General features: G+C 57.8%; 15 protein-coding genes. 10 read left to right on the plus strand and 5 right to left on the minus strand.

The features are described from left to right. Positions 1–17: 17 nt before the first annotated feature. The 5 genes from KGD89_RS06175 to map form a co-directional block, all read right to left on the minus strand. Positions 18–389, minus strand: a complete 372-nt coding sequence (locus KGD89_RS06175) for an ArsC family reductase (RefSeq protein WP_038399760.1) — start codon at positions 387–389, stop codon at positions 18–20. Positions 390–544: 155 nt separating this feature from the next. Further along, positions 545–1,414, minus strand: a complete 870-nt coding sequence (locus KGD89_RS06180; protein ID WP_025258940.1) for a hypothetical protein — start codon at positions 1,412–1,414, stop codon at positions 545–547. Between the two features lie 121 nt (positions 1,415–1,535). Continuing rightward, positions 1,536–2,729 (minus strand): succinyldiaminopimelate transaminase, encoded by a 1,194-nt coding sequence (gene dapC, locus KGD89_RS06185; RefSeq protein WP_025258941.1) that lies wholly within the window; start codon positions 2,727–2,729, stop codon positions 1,536–1,538. Positions 2,730–2,768: 39 nt separating this feature from the next. After that, positions 2,769–5,468 (minus strand): [protein-PII] uridylyltransferase, encoded by a 2,700-nt coding sequence (locus KGD89_RS06190; RefSeq protein WP_025258942.1) that lies wholly within the window; start codon positions 5,466–5,468, stop codon positions 2,769–2,771. A gap of 64 nt (positions 5,469–5,532) precedes the next feature. Next, entirely contained in the window at positions 5,533–6,315 is a 783-nt protein-coding gene (gene map, locus KGD89_RS06195) for a type I methionyl aminopeptidase (protein WP_025258943.1), read from the minus strand. Positions 6,316–6,636: 321 nt separating this feature from the next. Between map and rpsB the strand changes: the two genes are divergently transcribed. The 10 genes from rpsB to KGD89_RS06245 all read left to right on the plus strand — a co-directional run bounded on the left by rpsB (position 6,637) and on the right by KGD89_RS06245 (position 17,163). After that, positions 6,637–7,380, plus strand: coding sequence for a 30S ribosomal protein S2 (gene rpsB / locus KGD89_RS06200; RefSeq protein ID WP_213149632.1), 744 nt, complete (start codon positions 6,637–6,639; stop codon positions 7,378–7,380). 190 nt (positions 7,381–7,570) lie between these two features. Beyond that, positions 7,571–8,440, plus strand: a complete 870-nt coding sequence (tsf, locus tag KGD89_RS06205; RefSeq protein ID WP_025258945.1) for a translation elongation factor Ts — start codon at positions 7,571–7,573, stop codon at positions 8,438–8,440. Between the two features lie 204 nt (positions 8,441–8,644). Beyond that, positions 8,645–9,388, plus strand: coding sequence for a UMP kinase (pyrH, locus tag KGD89_RS06210; protein ID WP_025258946.1), 744 nt, complete (start codon positions 8,645–8,647; stop codon positions 9,386–9,388). After that, a complete protein-coding gene (gene frr / locus KGD89_RS06215; RefSeq protein WP_025258947.1) occupies positions 9,385–9,942 on the plus strand; it encodes a ribosome recycling factor in 558 nt (185 codons plus the stop codon). Before pyrH ends, frr begins: the two co-directional genes overlap by 4 nt. A gap of 16 nt (positions 9,943–9,958) precedes the next feature. Continuing rightward, a complete protein-coding gene (gene uppS, locus KGD89_RS06220) occupies positions 9,959–10,714 on the plus strand; it encodes a polyprenyl diphosphate synthase (protein WP_025258948.1) in 756 nt (251 codons plus the stop codon). After that, positions 10,714–11,529 (plus strand): phosphatidate cytidylyltransferase, encoded by an 816-nt coding sequence (locus KGD89_RS06225; RefSeq protein ID WP_025258949.1) that lies wholly within the window; start codon positions 10,714–10,716, stop codon positions 11,527–11,529. The genes uppS and KGD89_RS06225 overlap by 1 nt, the downstream gene beginning before the upstream one ends. Further along, positions 11,526–12,713 carry a 1-deoxy-D-xylulose-5-phosphate reductoisomerase gene (ispC, locus tag KGD89_RS06230; protein WP_025258950.1) on the plus strand — a complete coding sequence of 396 codons (1,188 nt, stop codon included), beginning with the start codon at positions 11,526–11,528 and terminating at the stop codon, positions 12,711–12,713. The genes KGD89_RS06225 and ispC overlap by 4 nt, the downstream gene beginning before the upstream one ends. A 101-nt stretch (positions 12,714–12,814) precedes the next feature. Then, complete coding sequence (gene rseP / locus KGD89_RS06235; RefSeq protein WP_025258951.1) at positions 12,815–14,167, plus strand: sigma E protease regulator RseP; 1,353 nt, start codon at positions 12,815–12,817, stop codon at positions 14,165–14,167. A 75-nt stretch (positions 14,168–14,242) separates the two neighbouring features. Further along, positions 14,243–16,615, plus strand: coding sequence for an outer membrane protein assembly factor BamA (gene bamA, locus KGD89_RS06240; RefSeq protein ID WP_025258952.1), 2,373 nt, complete (start codon positions 14,243–14,245; stop codon positions 16,613–16,615). A gap of 44 nt (positions 16,616–16,659) precedes the next feature. Continuing rightward, positions 16,660–17,163: an OmpH family outer membrane protein gene (locus KGD89_RS06245; protein WP_025258953.1), complete on the plus strand. Its 504-nt coding sequence runs from the start codon at positions 16,660–16,662 to the stop codon at positions 17,161–17,163. The last annotated feature ends 3 nt before the right edge of the window (positions 17,164–17,166 follow it).

The following is a 17,166-nucleotide window of genomic DNA, read 5'->3' on the forward strand; positions in this document are numbered from 1 at the left end:
TTAAAGGGCCATCTCAATCAGGCGATGGCCGTTGCATACAGGTCGGGTTTGAAACCAATCAGGGTTTTATCGCCAAGATCCAGCACCGGGCGCTTGATCATCGACGGTTGCGCGAGCATCAGTTCGATTGCCTTTGCCTGATCGAGATCGGCCTTCTGTCCGTCATCGAGCTTGCGAAAGGTCGTCCCCGCGCGGTTCAACACCACTTGCCAGCCGTGTTCATCGCACCACTGCGTCAGGTGCTCACGGTCAATGCCAAGGGTCTTGTAATCATGAAACTCGTAGCTCACAGCATGTTCATCGAGCCAGGTACGCGCTTTTTTCATCGTGTCGCAGGCTTTGATGCCGTATAGACAAATGCCTTTGCTGCCATCGGCGGAATTTCCCATTGCCCAAATGCCTCATGCATCCCGAAAAAACAGCCAGCGATTATGCCACGCCCAAACGCACTGTGCCCGGGCTGTCGCGATATCTGTCGGACAATCCGGGCGCAATGAGAGCGTAGCGCAGCGTCTATACCTTGGTGGCGATGACAAACTGACTGTCAGGAGGTTGCGCCTGATGCCGGTGCCGGGCTCGAAGATGCGACAGGTGCCTGGGCGCTCGCCGTACTGGCTCCAGGCAGAGGCTTCTCTTCTTCCTCTTCTCTGGTTTGTCCTGAATTCATTTCGGCGATCATTTCAAACAGGGTCTGAGAGGGCTTGGTTTTATCTTCTTTCTTGAGCGCGGCAATGCCTTCTTCGAGGTTCATGTGTTGCAGCAGCCACTCTGCCGAGCCTTTCTCTTCCGGGCTGACGTTGTTGAGGAAGGTCAGGCCTGCTTCGTAGTGTTTGGCAGGGTTGGCGGTGAAGGCGTTGGCGGCATTGCTGTCGTACAGGCCCATTGCAATGCCTTGCTGGCGACTCATGGCGCTGGTGGCGGCCTGTTGTTCTTCTTTGGTAAAGAGCCCGTCTTTATTGCTGCTGACGGCATAAAGCGAGCGCCGGTCGAGATCGCCCAGCAGGGAGTTGGTGTCGCGCCCTTCATAGCTATTACGGTCGTAAGGTGTGCCGCTGGCTTCCATTTGCGCGTATTTGTCATTCATGCGTGCGCGGGCGTCAGTGGCGACATCGGCAAAGGTCAGCCCTTTGGAACTGGTGGCCAGCCCCGGATTGGCGGGTGCCATGATCAGGGCGGAGGTGCTCATGCCGGGACGAGCCGGAAATAGTGAGCTGGCAGAAGAGGTCGTCTGGCTGAGTTGCAGGGCAACGTTGGAGAAGGTCGCTTGATCCGTCCCCTTAGGCTGTTGGGTTGTTTCTGGGGGTGTTGTGACTGAAGTTGTAAGTGCAGCGGTTTTGCTGGCAGCAGTGTTTGCAGTTTCAAGGCTGCTGTAGGTGGAAATGGCCGTGTTCGACAGCGTCGATACGAGGTTCATATGCTCTTCCATGAAGTGAGTATGCGAACTGTATCGACTTTGTAACCTGTTTCTGTAGCACACAGACTGTGTCGGAACAGGTTTATTCCATGGCACATTGCGTGCCATGGAATCGCAACACTCAGCGTGTGATAAAGGCGCGAATCCGCTCGGCGGCTTCGATGCATTCGGCCAGCGGTGCAACCAGCGCCAGGCGTACGCGGCCAGCGCCAGGGTTGACGCCATTGGCTTCGCGGGACAGGTAGGAGCCCGGCACAACCGTTACATGCTGGTCGGCGAACAGGTCGCGGCAGAATTCGGCGTCGTCCTTGCCCACGTTTGGCCACAAGTAGAAACCACCATCCGGGCGTTGGACATCCAGCACGGGGGCGAGGATTTCCAGGACTGCGTCGAACTTCTCGCGATACAGGTCGCGGTTGGCGCGTACGTGTTCTTCGTCATTCCAGGCTGCGATGCTGGCCAGTTGGGTTTGAACCGGCATGGCGCAGCCGTGGTAGGTGCGGTACAGCAGGAAAGCCTTGAGGATGTCGGCGTCACCGGCCACGAAGCCTGAACGCAGGCCTGGCAGGTTGGAGCGCTTGGACAGGCTGTGGAAGACCACGCAACGCTTGAAGTCCTGGCGGCCCAGTTCGGCGCAGGCGGTGAGCAGGCCGGGCGGCGGTGTCTGCTCGTCGAAGTACAACTCGCTGTAGCACTCGTCCGCGGCGATCACGAAATCGTATTCGTCGGCCAGGGCAATCAGCTTTTTCAGGGTCGGCAGCGGGATCAGCGCGCCGGTCGGGTTGCCGGGCGAGCACAGGAACAGGATCTGGCAGCGCTTCCAGATATCAGGTGTGACAGCGTCGAAATCGGGATTGAAACCGTTTTCGCTCAGGCAAGGCAGGTAGTGCGGCTGAGCGCCGGCCAGGAATGCTGCGCCTTCGTAGATCTGATAGAACGGGTTGGGGCTGACCACCAGGCCATCGTCGCTGCGGTTGACCACGGTCTGGGTGAAGGCAAACAGCGCTTCGCGGGTGCCGTTGACCGGCAGTACGTTGCGTGCCGGATCGATCCAGCCTTCGGGCACATTGAAACGACGGTTGCACCAGCCGGCAATGGCTTCGCGCAGGGCCGGGATACCCAGCGTCGTTGGATAGACCGCCATTTGATCGAGGTTGTCGGCCAGGGCCTTGGCGACGAACTCGGGTGAACGATGCTTCGGCTCGCCGATAGACAAGGCCACGGGGCGCTTGTCCGGGTTGGGCGTCACGCTGCCGAGCAGGGCGCGAAGCTTCTCGAACGGGTAAGGCTGAAGCTGTTGCATGGCGTTGTTCATGATGCTGGGTCCTCAATGGCTGAGCGCCGAGTCGATTCGTTAGATACTGATCCGCAAACTGCTGTCCGGCTCGGAATTGACACTCAATTGCTTGGCGATGGCTTCCTGCAGGCGGCTGCATAACTGAGGATCAGACAGTGGTTGATTGTTGGCGTCGGTGATGAAAAACACGTCTTCCACTCGCTCTCCCAGGGTCGCGATCTTGGCGTTTTGCAGGGACAGGTCGAACTCCAGAAAAATCTTGCCGATGCGTGCCAGCAGTCCTGGGCGGTCGGGGGCCAGCAGTTCCAGCACGGTCACCGGGCGTTGAGCATCGTTGTGGATGGTCACCTGGGGCGCGAAGGCAAAATGCTTGAGCTGGCGCGGTACGCGACGCTTGATGATGGTCGGGTAGTTGTCCGGGGTGCGCAGCGCTTCGGTCAGGCCGTCACGGATTTGCCGGGTTCGCTCGGGATTGTCGCCGATTGAACCGCCATCGTTGTCCAGCACGATATAGGTATCGAGGGTGAACTGGCTGCTGGACGTAATGATGCGGGCGTCATGGATGTTCAGGTTCAACTGGTCCATCGCGGCCACGGTCACAGCGAAGAAGTCATGCTGGTCCGGTGCGTAGATGAAAATCTGGGTGCCGCCCTCGAACTCGCGCTGGGTGGTTTCCTTGATCAGCACCAACGGGCCGCCATCGGCAGGCTGCTGCAGGATGGCATCGCTGTGCCAGGCCACATCGCCAGCGGTATGGCGCAGGAAGTAATCGTCACCCAGGGCTGACCAGAGCTGTTCCACATCGTCCGGGTCGATGCCGTTGCGCACCAGGATGTCCAGGGCGGCAATCTGCGTACGACGAATCTGTTCTTCGCGGTCGACCGGGTTTTCCAGTCCGCGGCGCAAGGCCCGCTTGGTTTCGGTATACAACTGGCGCAGCAGGCTGGCGCGCCAGGAGTTCCAGAGCGTCGGGTTGGTTGCGTTGATGTCGGCGACGGTCAGTACATAGAGGTAATCCAGATGCACCTCGTCGCCGACGAACTGCGCGAAGTCGTGGATGACCTGAGGGTCGGAAAGGTCTTTGCGTTGCGCGGTGGTGGACATCACCAGATGGTTGCTGACCAGCCAGGCGATCAGGCGTGTGTCCCATGCTGGCAGATGGTGGCGTATGCCGAAGGCCTCGGCATCCACGGCACCCAGTTCGGAGTGGTCGCCGCCGCGTCCCTTGCCGATGTCGTGATACAGACCGGCCAGATAGGCGAGCTCCGGCTTGGGCAGGCGCGCCATGAGCTTGCTGGCCAGAGGGAATTTCTCGGCCACATCGGCGTATTGCAGCCTGCGCATGTGCTTGATCAGGTTCAGCGTGTGCGCATCCACCGTATAGATGTGGAACAGGTCATGCTGCATCTGGCCCACGATATGGCCGAATTCGGGCAGGTACAGGCCCAGGATTCCATAGCGGTTCATCCGGCGCAGGTTGCGGTGGATGCCTTGCTCGCACTTGAATAGCTCGATGAACAGGCTGGTATTGCGGATATCGTTGCGGAAATCGTCGTTGATCAGGTGCCGGTGTTCGCGCAGCAGGCGAATCGTGTCGGCTCGCACGCCCTTGATCTCCGGGCGTTGAGCCATCAGCACGAAGATTTCGATCATGGCGAACGGCGTGCGCTTGAAGACGTTCGGCTTCGTGGCTTCGATATAACCGTCATGCAACTGGAAGCGTGAATTGATCGGCTGCGTGCTGCTGCCGTCATCCTCCACCAGAATGACTTCTTCAAAGTGCTGGATGATCAGGTCGCTCAGTTCGGCGATGCTCATGACCACGCGGTAGTACTTCTGCATGAAGCGTTCGATGGCCAGCTTCGCATCGCTGTCCTGATAACCCAGCAGGCCAGCGATGCTGCTCTGGTAATCGAACAGCAGCCGGTCTTCGGATCGCCCGGCCAGCATGTGCAGGGCGTAGCGCACTTTCCAGAGGAACTCCTGGGAAGAGGCGAGCAGGTTGTTCTCGCTTTCCAGCAGGAAACCTTCACCCGCCAGTGCGTGCAGGTTCAGGGTGCCGTATTGGCGCCGGGCGACCCAGAGGATGGTCTGGATGTCCCGCAGGCCACCGGGGGAACCTTTGACGTTGGGCTCCAGGTTGTATTCGGTGTCGTTGTATTTGTGGTGCCGTTTCTTCTGTTCGGCGCGTTTGGCCAGGAAGAAGTCCTTGCTCGGCCACATATGCTGCGTGCTGGTGACTTCCAGCATCCGCTGGCGCAGGTGCTCGGGGCCAGCGATGGTGCGGCTTTCCATCAGATTGGTGATGACGGTCAGGTCCGCCATGCCTTCCTGGGCGCACTCATCCACAGAACGCACGCTTTGCCCGACTTCAAGGCCAATATCCCACAGCAGGGTCAGGAAGCGCTCGATGGAGTCGCGAAAGACTTCGTGATCGGCGCTGTCCAGCAGGATCAGCAGGTCGATATCCGAATAAGGGTGCAGTTCGCCACGACCGTAGCCGCCGACCGCCAGCAGGGCGATGTCGGCGTCTTCGCTCCAGTCGAACTGATCCCAGGCCTGTTGCAGGATGTTATCCACGAACCAGGCCCGATCCTCGATCAGGCGGCGAATATTCCGGCCTTCACGAAAGCGCTCGTCGAGCACGTCACGCGCTTTGCGGATGGCTTTCTTGAAAGCGGCGATGGGGCTTGCCTTCAAGGCCAGTTCGGCCTGGAACTGGCCGCGGTCGAACAAATCGGGATCCACCTGCGGCATGGAGCGGCTTTCCTTTATATCTATATCTGGCTGTGCGGGCTGGGTGTCGGGCGAACAGGTCGTGTCAGGCTGATGTCCGCGCGATGGTGTCGTCGCTGCGCAGGGTGAAAATCTCATAGCCGTCAGCGGTCACCAGAATCGTGTGCTCCCATTGTGCCGAGAGTTTGCGATCCTTGGTGATAGCGGTCCAGCCGTCGCCGAGAATCTTGGTGTCGGCGCGACCCTGGTTGATCATCGGCTCGATGGTGAAGGTCATGCCTTCAAGCAGCTCGATGCCGGTGCCAGCCTCGCCATAATGCAGTACCTGCGGTTCTTCGTGAAAGACCTTGCCGATGCCGTGGCCGCAGAATTCACGAACGACGGAGAAGCCGTTCTTTTCGGCGTGCTTCTGGATCACCGAACCGATATCCCCCAGGCGCGTGCCCGGACGGACGATCTCGATGGCCTTGTACAGGCATTCCTGAGTGATCTTCGACAGGCGCTCGGCCCACTCAGGCACCTTGCCTACGTGAAACATCTTGCTGGTGTCACCGTGATAACCGTCCTTGATGACGGTGATGTCGATATTCAGGGTGTCGCCATTCTTGAGCTGCTTCTCGCCGGGAATGCCATGGCAGACCACATGGTTGATCGAGGTGCAGATCGACTTGGGGAAGCCTTTGTAGTTGAGCGGCGCCGGAATCGCCTGTTGTTCGTTGACGATGTAGTCGTGGCAGATGCGGTCGAGTTCTTCGGTGGTGACACCGGGCTTGACGTGGGGGGTGATCATTTCCAGTACTTCGGCGGCCAGACGACCGGCGATGCGCATCTTTTCGATGTCTTCTGGAGTCTTGAGGGTCACGGTCATTCGAATTTCTCTCTGCGTGGTTGCACGCGGTCAATGCGAAAAGTGACGATTCTATCAGACCCGGGCTCATGACTAGCGCTTCCTTCTATAAAGGAAACACAGGGGAATCTGTCTGTTTTCAAAAGGATGGAGAAACAAGCGTGTGATTCGGGTTTCGCTGGCTTTCCTTTTGTGATATAAAATGCGCCGCTTTCCAAGGTCCGTCCTGGAAGCTTAAACCCACACACGTGTCGACACGATGACCTGGGTGCCTTTGGCGGCTCGCCACTGGTTGGTCATTGGGATACGTGGAGGCCTAACCCGACTTATCAAGGAACTATCATGTCCCAAGTCAATATGCGCGATATGCTGAAGGCTGGTGTGCACTTCGGTCACCAAACCCGTTACTGGAATCCGAAAATGGGTAAGTACATTTTCGGCGCGCGTAACAAGATTCACATCATCAACCTTGAAAAAAGCCTGCCAATGTTCAACGAAGCTCTGACTTTCGTTGAGCGCCTGGCTCAGGGCAAAAACAAGATTCTGTTCGTCGGCACCAAGCGTTCCGCTGGCAAGATCGTTGCTGAAGAAGCAGCACGTTGCGGTTCGCCGTACGTCGATCACCGCTGGTTGGGCGGCATGCTGACCAACTTCAAGACCATCCGTCAGTCGATCAAACGTCTGCGCGAGCTGGAAGTACAGGCTGAAGACGGTACTTTCGCCAAGCTGACCAAGAAAGAAGCCCTGATGCGCACCCGTGATCTGGAAAAACTGGATCGCAGCTTGGGTGGTATCAAGGACATGGGCGGTCTGCCTGATGCACTGTTCGTTATCGACGTTGATCACGAGCGCATTGCTATCACCGAAGCCAACAAACTGGGCATCCCGGTTATCGGCGTAGTCGATACCAACAGCAGCCCGGAAGGCGTTGACTACATCATCCCAGGCAACGATGACGCAATCCGCGCTATCCAGCTGTACATGGGTTCGATGGCTGACGCTGTTATCCGTGGTCGCAACAATGTCGCTGGCGGCACCGACGTATACGTCGAAGAAGCTCCAGCTGCAGCAGCTGTAGAAGGCTGAGTAACAAACGCTTAGCGTTTACTCAGTACGCGAAAAGGGGGCTTGGCCCCCTTTTTGCCCCCTCGAAAATGATTTGTTGGCGTGACCGTGGGCTGCTTGTCATGTGTTGCTGTCACCCTGATTTTTCAAGAATTTGAACGCCCGTTTACCCGGGTGGAATGGTTGAAAACCTATCCAAGAGGATTTTGAAATGGCAGAGATTACTGCAGCGTTGGTCAAAGAACTGCGCGAGCGTACCGGCGAAGGCATGATGGATTGCAAAAAGGCCTTGACCAAGGCTGGCGGCGACATCGAAAAAGCCATCGACGACATGCGTGCTTCCGGCGCCATCAAGGCTGCCAAGAAAGCAGGCAACGTTGCTGCTGAAGGCGCTATCGGCGTTAAAGTCGGTGCAGACGGCAAAGCTGCTGTCATCATCGAAGTCAACTCCCAGACCGACTTCCTGGCTCTGCAGGACGACTTCAAGAACTTCGTGAACAGCAGCATCGAAAAAGCTTTCGCTGACAAGCTGACTGACGCAGCTCCGCTGATCGAAGCTCAGGAAGCCGAGCGTACCGCCCTGGTTGCCAAGGTTGGCGAAAACGTCAACATCCGTCGCCTGGCTCGCATCGAAGGTGACGTGGTCAATGCTTACCTGCACGGCAACAAGATCGGTGTAGTCGTGGCTCTGAAAGGCGGTGACGCCGAGCTGGCCAAAGACATCGCCATGCACGCTGCTGCAAGCAACCCTGAGTTCCTGCTGCCTTCGGAAGTTTCGGCTGAAGCGATCGAGCGCGAGAAGGGCGTCTTCCTGCAACTGAACGAAGACAAGATCAAAGGCAAGCCTGCTGAAATCGTCGAGAAAATGGTGAGCGGTCGTATCACCAAGTTCCTGGCCGAAGCCAGCCTGGTTGAGCAAGCATTCGTCAAGAACCCGGAAATCACCGTTGGTGCTCTGGCGAAGAAAGCTGGCGCTGAAATCGTTTCTTTCACCTACTTCAAAGTGGGCGAAGGCATCGAGAAGCCAGTCGACAACTTCGCTGAAGAAGTTGCTGCTCAAGTAGCTGCAAGCCAGAAGTAAGACGGTTTTACAACTGTCGCCCCAAAGAGGCTGCCCGCTCACGCGCGCGGCCTCTTTGTCAAAAAAGAAAGGGAATTTCCCTTTGAGAATTGGCCGGTAAGGCTGCATTCTCCAGACGCTCTTGCAGCGTCAAGCTAGAGTAAGCGCAGGCCTGAAACGGCCCGCACAGATTTTTTTCAGAAAACGCCGCAGGAGAGATTCGCAATGGCTCAGCAGGGCAGTGGTTATCAGGCTCGCTATAAACGCATTCTACTCAAGCTTAGCGGCGAGGCCCTGATGGGGTCGGAAGATTTCGGTATCGACCCCAAGGTACTGGATCGCATGGCGCTGGAAGTCGGCCAGCTGGTGGGTATCGGCGTTCAGGTCGGGCTGGTTATCGGCGGTGGCAACCTGTTTCGTGGCGCAGCCCTGAGTGCCGCCGGCATGGATCGGGTAACGGGCGATCACATGGGCATGCTGGCCACTGTGATGAATGCTCTGGCAATGCGTGACGCGCTGGAGCGGGCCAACATCTCGGCTATCGTGATGTCCGCCATCTCCATGATGGGCGTGACCGATCACTACGATCGTCGCAAGGCCATGCGCCATCTCAATTCCAAGGAAGTCGTCATCTTTGCTGCCGGAACCGGCAATCCGTTTTTCACTACGGATTCGGCTGCCTGCCTGCGAGCGATCGAAATCGATGCCGATGTCGTCCTCAAGGCGACCAAGGTCGATGGCGTCTACACCGCAGACCCGTTCAAGGACCCGAATGCCGAGAAGTTCGATCATCTGTCTTACGATGAAGTGCTGGATCGCAAGCTGGGTGTAATGGATCTGACGGCTATCTGCCTGTGTCGCGATCACAAGATGCCGTTGCGCGTCTTCAATATGAACAAACCCGGCGCCCTGCTGAATATCGTACATGGTGGCGCTGAAGGAACCCTGATCGAGGAAGTTCAACAATGATCAACGAAATCAAGAAAGACGCTCAGACTCGTATGCAGAAGAGCCTCGAGTCGCTGGCGCACGCATTCAGCCGCATTCGTACTGGCAAGGCGCACCCGGATATCCTCGAAGGTGTCATGGTGCCTTACTACGGCTCCGATACCCCGATCAAGCAAGTGGCCAACATCACCGTCAAGGACTCCCGTACCCTTCAGGTCGTGGCGTTCGAGCGCAACATGCTGGGCGCGGTCGACAAGGCAATCCAGAGCTCCGGTCTGGGCTTCAACCCTACCAACCTGGGCGAACTGCTGCTGATCAGCATGCCGGCCCTGACCGAAGAAACCCGCAAGGGCTTCACCAAGCAGGCTCGTGACGCTGCCGAAGATGCACGTGTTGCCGTACGAAACATCCGTCGTGACGCGCTGAGCCAGTACAAGGATCTGGTCAAGGAAAAGGAAATCAGCGAAGACGAAGAGCGTCGTGCTGCTGATGACATCCAGAAACTGACCGACAAGTTCGTTGCGGACATCGAAGTGGCGGTGAAGCAGAAAGAAGCAGACCTGATGGCCGTATAAGGTTCGGGGCGCTTTCATGGAAAAGACAAAACCGGCCGCATCGTCTTCGGTGCCGCGTCATGTCGCGATTATCATGGATGGTAATAATCGCTGGGCCAAGAAGCGTCTGCTGCCAGGTGTTGCGGGTCACAAGGCAGGCGTTGATGCCGTGCGTGCGGTCATTGAGGTGTGTGCCGAGGCCAAGGTCGAGGTGCTGACGTTGTTCGCGTTCTCCAGCGAAAACTGGCAGCGTCCGGCCGAGGAGGTCGGGGCCTTGATGGAGTTGTTCTTCACAGCCCTGCGGCGCGAAACCCGTCGTCTGAACGAGAATGGCATCAGCCTGCGCATCATTGGTGATCGCTCGCGCTTCCATCCCGAGCTTCAGGCGGCCATGCGTGAGGCGGAGCAGCAGACGGCTGGCAACAACAGTTTCGTCCTGCAGGTCGCGGCCAATTATGGTGGGCAGTGGGATATCGCCCAGGCTGCCCAGCGTCTGTCCCGCGAGGTTCAGGCCGGGCATCTGCAGCCTGAAGACATCACCCCCGAACTGTTGCAGACCTGTCTGGCAACCGGCGATCTGCCGTTGCCGGACCTGTGTATCCGTACGGGTGGCGAGCACCGCATCAGTAACTTCCTGCTCTGGCAGTTGGCTTATGCCGAGCTGTATTTTTCCGACCTGTTCTGGCCGGACTTCAAACACGATGCCATGCGCGCTGCGCTGGCCGATTTCGCTTCGCGCCAACGTCGCTTCGGTAAAACCAGCGAACAGGTCGAAGCTGGAGCCCGGGTTTAATGCTGAAACAACGGATCATCACTGCGCTCATCCTGCTGCCGGTCGCTCTTTGCGGGTTCTTCCTGCTCAAGGGCGCCGACTTCGCCCTGTTCATCGGTCTGGTCGTGGTGCTGGGTGCCTGGGAATGGGCAAGGCTTGCAGGGCTTGTTTCCCAAGGCATGCGAGTGGCTTATGCCGCTGCAGTCGCCTTGTTGCTGTTTCTCATGTATCTGGTGCCGGGCCTTGCGCCCTGGATTCTCGTCGCGGCGGTTATCTGGTGGTGTGCGGCGACCTTTCTGGTTCTGACATTCCCCGACTCCAGTGATTACTGGGCGAGCGCTGCCTGCAAACTGGTCATTGGTCTGTTGATCCTGCTGCCTGCCTGGCAAGGACTTATCCTTATCAAGCAATGGCCTCTGGGCAATGGATTGATTCTGGCGGTCATGGTGCTGGTATGGGCGGCGGACATTGGCGCCTATTTCTCCGGCAAGGCATTTGGCAAGCGCAAGCTGGCACCCAAGGTCAGTCCGGGTAAAAGCTGGGAAGGTGTTTATGGTGGTCTGGTGGTCAGTCTGCTTATTACTGCTGGCGTAGGTCTTTCCCGCGGCTGGTCGGTTTCGCAGTTGATCGTCGCTCTTCTGGGCGCGGCTGCCATCGTCCTGATTTCCGTGGTCGGCGACCTGACCGAAAGCATGTTCAAGCGTCAGGCCGGCGTCAAGGACAGCAGCAACCTGCTGCCCGGTCATGGCGGCGTGCTGGATCGTATCGACAGCCTGACGGCTGCCATTCCGGTTTTTGCCGTGCTGCTCTGGGCTGCTGACTGGGGTGTGCTGTGAAGCCGCAACAGATTACCGTCCTGGGTGCTACCGGTTCGATTGGTCTCAGCACGCTGGATGTCATCGCTCGTCATCCGGGCCGGTATCAGGTTTTCGCACTGACCGGCTTCACCCGCCTGAAGGAATTGCTGGCGTTGTGCATCACGCACACGCCGCGTTTTGCCGTGGTGCCTACCCAGGATGTCGCCCGCAAGTTGCAGGATGATCTTGCTGCTGCCGGGCTCGATACCCGTGTGCTGGTGGGGGAGGGCGGATTGTGTGAAGTGTCCGCACATCCTCAGGTCGATGCTGTCATGGCGGCCATTGTCGGTGCAGCCGGTCTGCGGCCGACACTGGCGGCCGTCGAGGCAGGCAAGAAGGTTCTGTTGGCAAACAAGGAAGCGCTGGTCATGTCCGGCGCCCTGTTCATACAGGCCGTCCGGCAAAGCGGTGCGGTGCTGTTGCCTATCGACAGTGAGCACAATGCGATCTTTCAATGCCTGCCGGGAGATTTTTCCCGTGGCCTGAGTGTCGTGGGTGTCAGGCGCATTCTCCTGACCGCGTCGGGCGGGCCGTTTCGCAAGACGCCTTTGGCGCAACTGCATGACGTTACTCCCGAGCAGGCCTGCGCGCATCCTGTCTGGTCCATGGGGCGCAAGATCTCCGTGGATTCGGCGACCATGATGAACAAGGGGCTTGAACTGATCGAAGCCTGCTGGCTGTTCGATGCTCGCCCGGATCAGGTTGAAGTCGTCATTCATCCCCAGAGCGTGATCCACTCGATGGTGGATTATGTGGATGGTTCGGTATTGGCGCAGCTTGGCAATCCGGACATGCGTACCCCGATTGCCAATGCGCTGGCCTGGCCGCAGCGGATGGATTCTGGCGTTTCGCCGCTGGACCTGTTCCGTATCGGTCAACTGGATTTCGAGGAGCCTGACGAGGAGCGTTTTCCGTGCCTGCGACTGGCCCGGCAGGCGGCTCAGGCAGGAGGAAGTGCTCCGGCCATGCTCAATGCTGCGAATGAAGTGGCTGTCGCTGCATTTCTCGACAGGCGTATTGGTTATCTGGAAATCGCGGGTATGATCGAGGAAGTTCTGAATCTCGAGCCTGCCGTTGCGGTCGAAGAGCTCGATGCGGTGTTTGCGGCCGATGCAAAGGCGCGTGTTCTGGCAGGGCTTTGGCTGGAACGAAACGGACGATAACTGAACATGGATGACAGGGTCGATGTGATGCATCGGGAGCAGGCTTTTGCGGCTGCGATGATAAACACAGTTGCCGGCATCCCGGCACCCGGAGAAGGTTGATGAGCGCGCTATATATGATCATTGGCACCCTGATTGCTCTGGGTGTGCTGGTTACCTTTCACGAATTCGGTCACTTCTGGGTGGCCCGGCGTTGTGGCGTCAAGGTTCTCCGCTTTTCGGTGGGGTTCGGTACGCCGCTGGTTCGCTGGCATGACCGCCACGGGACCGAGTTCGTCGTGGCAGCGATTCCTCTGGGCGGCTACGTCAAGATGCTCGATGAGCGCGAAGGCGATGTGCCTGAGCATCTGGCTGATCAGTCGTTCAATCGCAAGACTGTGTATCAGCGCATTGCTATCGTCATTGCCGGCCCTGCCGCCAACTTTCTGCTGGCCATCGTGTTTTTCTGGGCGCTGGCCATGCTGGGCAGCCAGCAGGTTCGCCCGGTCATCGGTGCAGTGGAGGCGGGCAGTATCGCTCAGCAGGCCGGTCTGAACCCAGGCCAGGAAATCGTTTCGGTAGACGGCAAGGCAACTTCGGGCTGGTCTGCCGTCAATCTTCAACTGGTCCGTCGCCTTGGCGAGAGCGGCACCATTGCGGTCAAGGTTCGCGATGAGGGCTCGACGGTGGATACCGCGCACACCCTGACGCTGGATAACTGGCTCAAGGGGGCCGAAGAGCCTGATCCGATCCGCTCCCTGGGTATTCGCCCATGGCGTCCGGCCCTGGCGCCGGTATTGGCTGAACTCGATCCCAAAGGCCCTGCCCAGGCGGCAGGTCTGAAAACCGGCGATCTGCTGCTGGCAGTCGATGGCAAGCCGCTCAACGAATGGCAACAGGTCGTCGACTGGGTCCGCGAGCGCCCGGATGCAAGAATTTCTCTGCGAATCGAACGTGACGGTGCGCAACTCGACGTTCCGCTGACCCTGGCGGCGCGTGGCGAGGGCAAAGCTGCAACGGGTTACCTGGGGGCCGGTGTCAAAGGTGTCGACTGGCCGCCCGAGATGTTGCGCGAGGTCAGCTACGGTCCTCTGGCCGCTGTGGCCGAGGGTGCCAGCCGTACCTGGAACATGAGCGTGCTGACACTGGATTCGCTCAGGAAAATGTTGTTCGGCGAGCTCTCGGTAAAAAACTTGAGTGGACCGATAACCATTGCTAAAGTGGCGGGCGCTTCAGCCCAGTCGGGCATTGGCGATTTCCTGAACTTCCTCGCTTATCTGAGCATAAGCCTGGGTGTTCTGAATCTATTGCCGATCCCCGTGCTTGATGGGGGGCATTTGCTGTTTTATCTGATCGAGTGGGCACGTGGTCGCCCCCTTTCGGAAAAGGTACAAGGTTGGGGAGTTCAGATCGGTATCAGTCTGGTGGTGGGCGTTATGTTGCTCGCGCTGGTCAACGATCTGGGACGACTGTAAGTCCTTGCTGTATTGCGAAATCTGCCGCATTTTGCGGCAGTTTGTTTATTGCCAGTTGGAATAAGAAAGGACTTCATGAAACGTCTGCTGCTAACTGCGGTTCTTGCCGTACTGATGATCGCCGAAGTTCACGCCGAGTCCTTCACCATCTCCGATATCCGTGTCAACGGCCTGCAGCGGGTGTCCGCCGGTAGCGTCTTTGGTGCCTTGCCGCTCAACGTGGGTGAGCAGGCGGATGATGGTCGTCTGGTTGACGCTACTCGTGCGTTGTTCAAAACCGGTTTCTTTCAAGATATCCAGCTGGGACGTGATGGCAATGTTCTTGTCATTACTGTCGTCGAGCGCCCTTCCGTTGCGAGCATCGAAATCGAAGGCAACAAGGCGATTTCCACCGAAGACCTGATGAAAGGGCTGAAACAGTCCGGTCTGGCCGAAGGTGAGATCTTCCAGCGTGCGACCCTCGAAGGCGTGCGTAACGAGCTGCAACGTCAATACGTTGCCCAGGGCCGTTACTCTGCCGAAGTTGCTGCCGAGGTCGTTCCTCAGCCGCGCAACCGTGTCGGCCTGAAGATCAACATCAATGAAGGCACCGTTGCTGCCATTCAGCACATCAACGTGGTGGGCAACTCGGTTTTCCCCGATGAAGACCTGATCGACCTGTTTGAACTCAAGACCACCAACTGGCTTTCCTTCTTCAAGAACGACGACAAGTACGCCCGTGAAAAACTTTCCGGCGACCTCGAGCGTCTGCGTTCCTACTACCTGGACCGCGGCTATATCAACATGGATATCGCCTCGACCCAGGTTTCGATCACGCCTGACAAGAAGAACGTGTACATCACGGTCAACGTCAACGAAGGCGAAAAATACAGCGTCAAGTCGGTCAAGCTCAGCGGCGACCTGAAAGTACCTGAAGATCAGGTCAAGTCCCTGTTGCTGGTTCAGCCGGGTCAGGTGTTCTCACGCAAGGTCATGACCACTACTTCCGAGCTGATCACCCGTCGTCTGGGTAACGAAGGCTACACCTTCGCCAACGTCAACGGCGTACCGACTCCGAACAACGAAGACCATACCGTCGACATCACTTTCGTGGTCGATCCGGGCAAGCGTGCCTACGTGAACCGTATCAACTTCCGTGGTAACACCAAGTCTGCGGACGAAGTGCTGCGTCGCGAAATGCGTCAGATGGAAGGCGGCTGGGCTTCGACCTACCTGATCGACCAGTCGAAAACCCGTCTGGACCGTCTGGGCTTCTTCAAGGAAGTGAACGTCGAAACGCCTGCCGTGCCGGGCACCGATGATCAGGTGGACGTCAACTACGCAGTTGAAGAGCAGGCTTCCGGTTCTATCACCGCCAGCGTCGGTTTTGCACAGAGCGCCGGTCTGATCCTCGGTGGCTCCATCAGCCAGAACAACTTTCTGGGTACAGGTAACCGTGTCAGCATCGGCCTGACCCGTAGCGAATACCAGAGCCGTTACAACTTCAGCTATGTCGATCCGTACTGGACTGCCGATGGTGTGAGCCTGGGCTACAGCGCCTTCTATCGTACGACCAACTACGACGAACTCGACGTCGACGTGGCGAGCTATGCGGTAGACAGCCTGGGCGCCGGTATCAACCTGGGCTACCCGATCAGCGAGACGTCGCGTCTGACCTACGGCCTGAACGTTCAGCAGGACAAGATCAAGACCGGTACCTACACCGTTGACGAGATCTTCGATTTCATCAACAGGGAAGGCGACAGCTTCCTGAACTTCAAGGGTTCCGTCGGCTGGTCCGAGTCCACCCTGAACAAAGGTGTGCTGGCAACCCGTGGTCACTCCCAGAGCCTCGTGTTCGAAACCACTCTGCCGGGCAGCGACCTGTCGTTCTACAAACTGGATTACCGCGCACAGTATTTCCACCCGATCACCGACAACTACACCCTGCGTCTGCACACCGAGCTGGGTTATGGCGACGGCTACGGTTCGACCTCGGGTCTGCCGTTCTATGAAAACTACTATGCCGGTGGCTTCAACTCGGTTCGTGGCTTCAAGGACAGCACCCTGGGCCCTCGCAGCACGCCAAGTTCCGGTCGCAACGCCGGTACGCTCGCTGACCCGGATCAGGACCCGCTGCCATTCGGTGGTAACGTACTGGTTCAGGGTGGTGTAGAGGTCATGTTCCCTCTGCCGTTCATCAAGGATCAGCGTTCCCTGCGTACTTCCGTGTTCTGGGACGTGGGTAACGTATTTGACTCAAATTGCGATTCCAACAGGACGCTCAATGGTCAAAGGGTCGAGTGCAACAACATTGACCTTTCCGGCATGGCAAGTTCTGTCGGTGTTGGTGTCACCTGGATCACCGCTCTCGGTCCTCTGAGCTTCGCACTGGCAATGCCGGTCAAGAAGCCGGACAACGAAGCCGAAACTCAGGTTTTCCAATTCTCCCTGGGCCAGACCTTCTAAGCGTCTGATTCCTGATAACGAAACGAATTCTGTAGGAGTGTATTGTGCGTAAGTTGACTCAATTGGTAATGCTGGCAACCGTTCTCGTCGCAGGTCCTGCGTTTGCGGACATGAAAATCGCTGTCCTGAACTATCAGATGGCCCTGCTGGAATCCGATGCTGCCAAGAAATATGCCGTGGATGCCGAGAAGAAATTCGGCCCCCAACTGACCAAGCTCAAGACTCTGGAAAGCAGCGCCAAGGGCATCCAGGATCGTCTGGTAAGCGGTGGCGACAAGATGGCTCAGCCTGAGCGCGAGCGCCTGGAGCTTGAATTCAAGCAAAAGGCTCGCGACTTCCAGTTCCAGTCCAAGGAGCTGAACGAAGCCAAGGCCGTTGCTGACCGCGAAATGCTCAAGCAACTGAAGCCGAAGCTGGATCAGGCAGTGGAAGAAGTCATCAAGAAAGGTGGTTTCGACCTCGTGTTCGAGCGCGGTGCAGTGATTGATGTCAAACCTCAGTATGACGTCACTCGCCAGGTCATCGAGCGCATGAATCAGCTGAAATAATCC

Origin of the sequence: Pseudomonas cichorii (assembly GCF_018343775.1) — a bacterium.
Taxonomy (GTDB): Bacteria; Pseudomonadota; Gammaproteobacteria; order Pseudomonadales; family Pseudomonadaceae; genus Aquipseudomonas; species Aquipseudomonas cichorii.

Coding starts and splice junctions, on each gene's coding strand:
- KGD89_RS06175 (WP_038399760.1), bottom strand. CDS start 389: ATGGGAAATTCCGCCGATGGCAGCAAAGGCATTTGTCTATACGGCATC.
- KGD89_RS06180 (WP_025258940.1), bottom strand. CDS start 1,414: ATGAACCTCGTATCGACGCTGTCGAACACGGCCATTTCCACCTACAGC.
- dapC (WP_025258941.1), bottom strand. CDS start 2,729: ATGAACAACGCCATGCAACAGCTTCAGCCTTACCCGTTCGAGAAGCTT.
- KGD89_RS06190 (WP_025258942.1), bottom strand. CDS start 5,468: ATGCCGCAGGTGGATCCCGATTTGTTCGACCGCGGCCAGTTCCAGGCC.
- map (WP_025258943.1), bottom strand. CDS start 6,315: ATGACCGTGACCCTCAAGACTCCAGAAGACATCGAAAAGATGCGCATC.
- rpsB (WP_213149632.1), top strand. CDS start 6,637: ATGTCCCAAGTCAATATGCGCGATATGCTGAAGGCTGGTGTGCACTTC.
- tsf (WP_025258945.1), top strand. CDS start 7,571: ATGGCAGAGATTACTGCAGCGTTGGTCAAAGAACTGCGCGAGCGTACC.
- pyrH (WP_025258946.1), top strand. CDS start 8,645: ATGGCTCAGCAGGGCAGTGGTTATCAGGCTCGCTATAAACGCATTCTA.
- frr (WP_025258947.1), top strand. CDS start 9,385: ATGATCAACGAAATCAAGAAAGACGCTCAGACTCGTATGCAGAAGAGC.
- uppS (WP_025258948.1), top strand. CDS start 9,959: ATGGAAAAGACAAAACCGGCCGCATCGTCTTCGGTGCCGCGTCATGTC.
- KGD89_RS06225 (WP_025258949.1), top strand. CDS start 10,714: ATGCTGAAACAACGGATCATCACTGCGCTCATCCTGCTGCCGGTCGCT.
- rseP (WP_025258951.1), top strand. CDS start 12,815: ATGAGCGCGCTATATATGATCATTGGCACCCTGATTGCTCTGGGTGTG.
- bamA (WP_025258952.1), top strand. CDS start 14,243: ATGAAACGTCTGCTGCTAACTGCGGTTCTTGCCGTACTGATGATCGCC.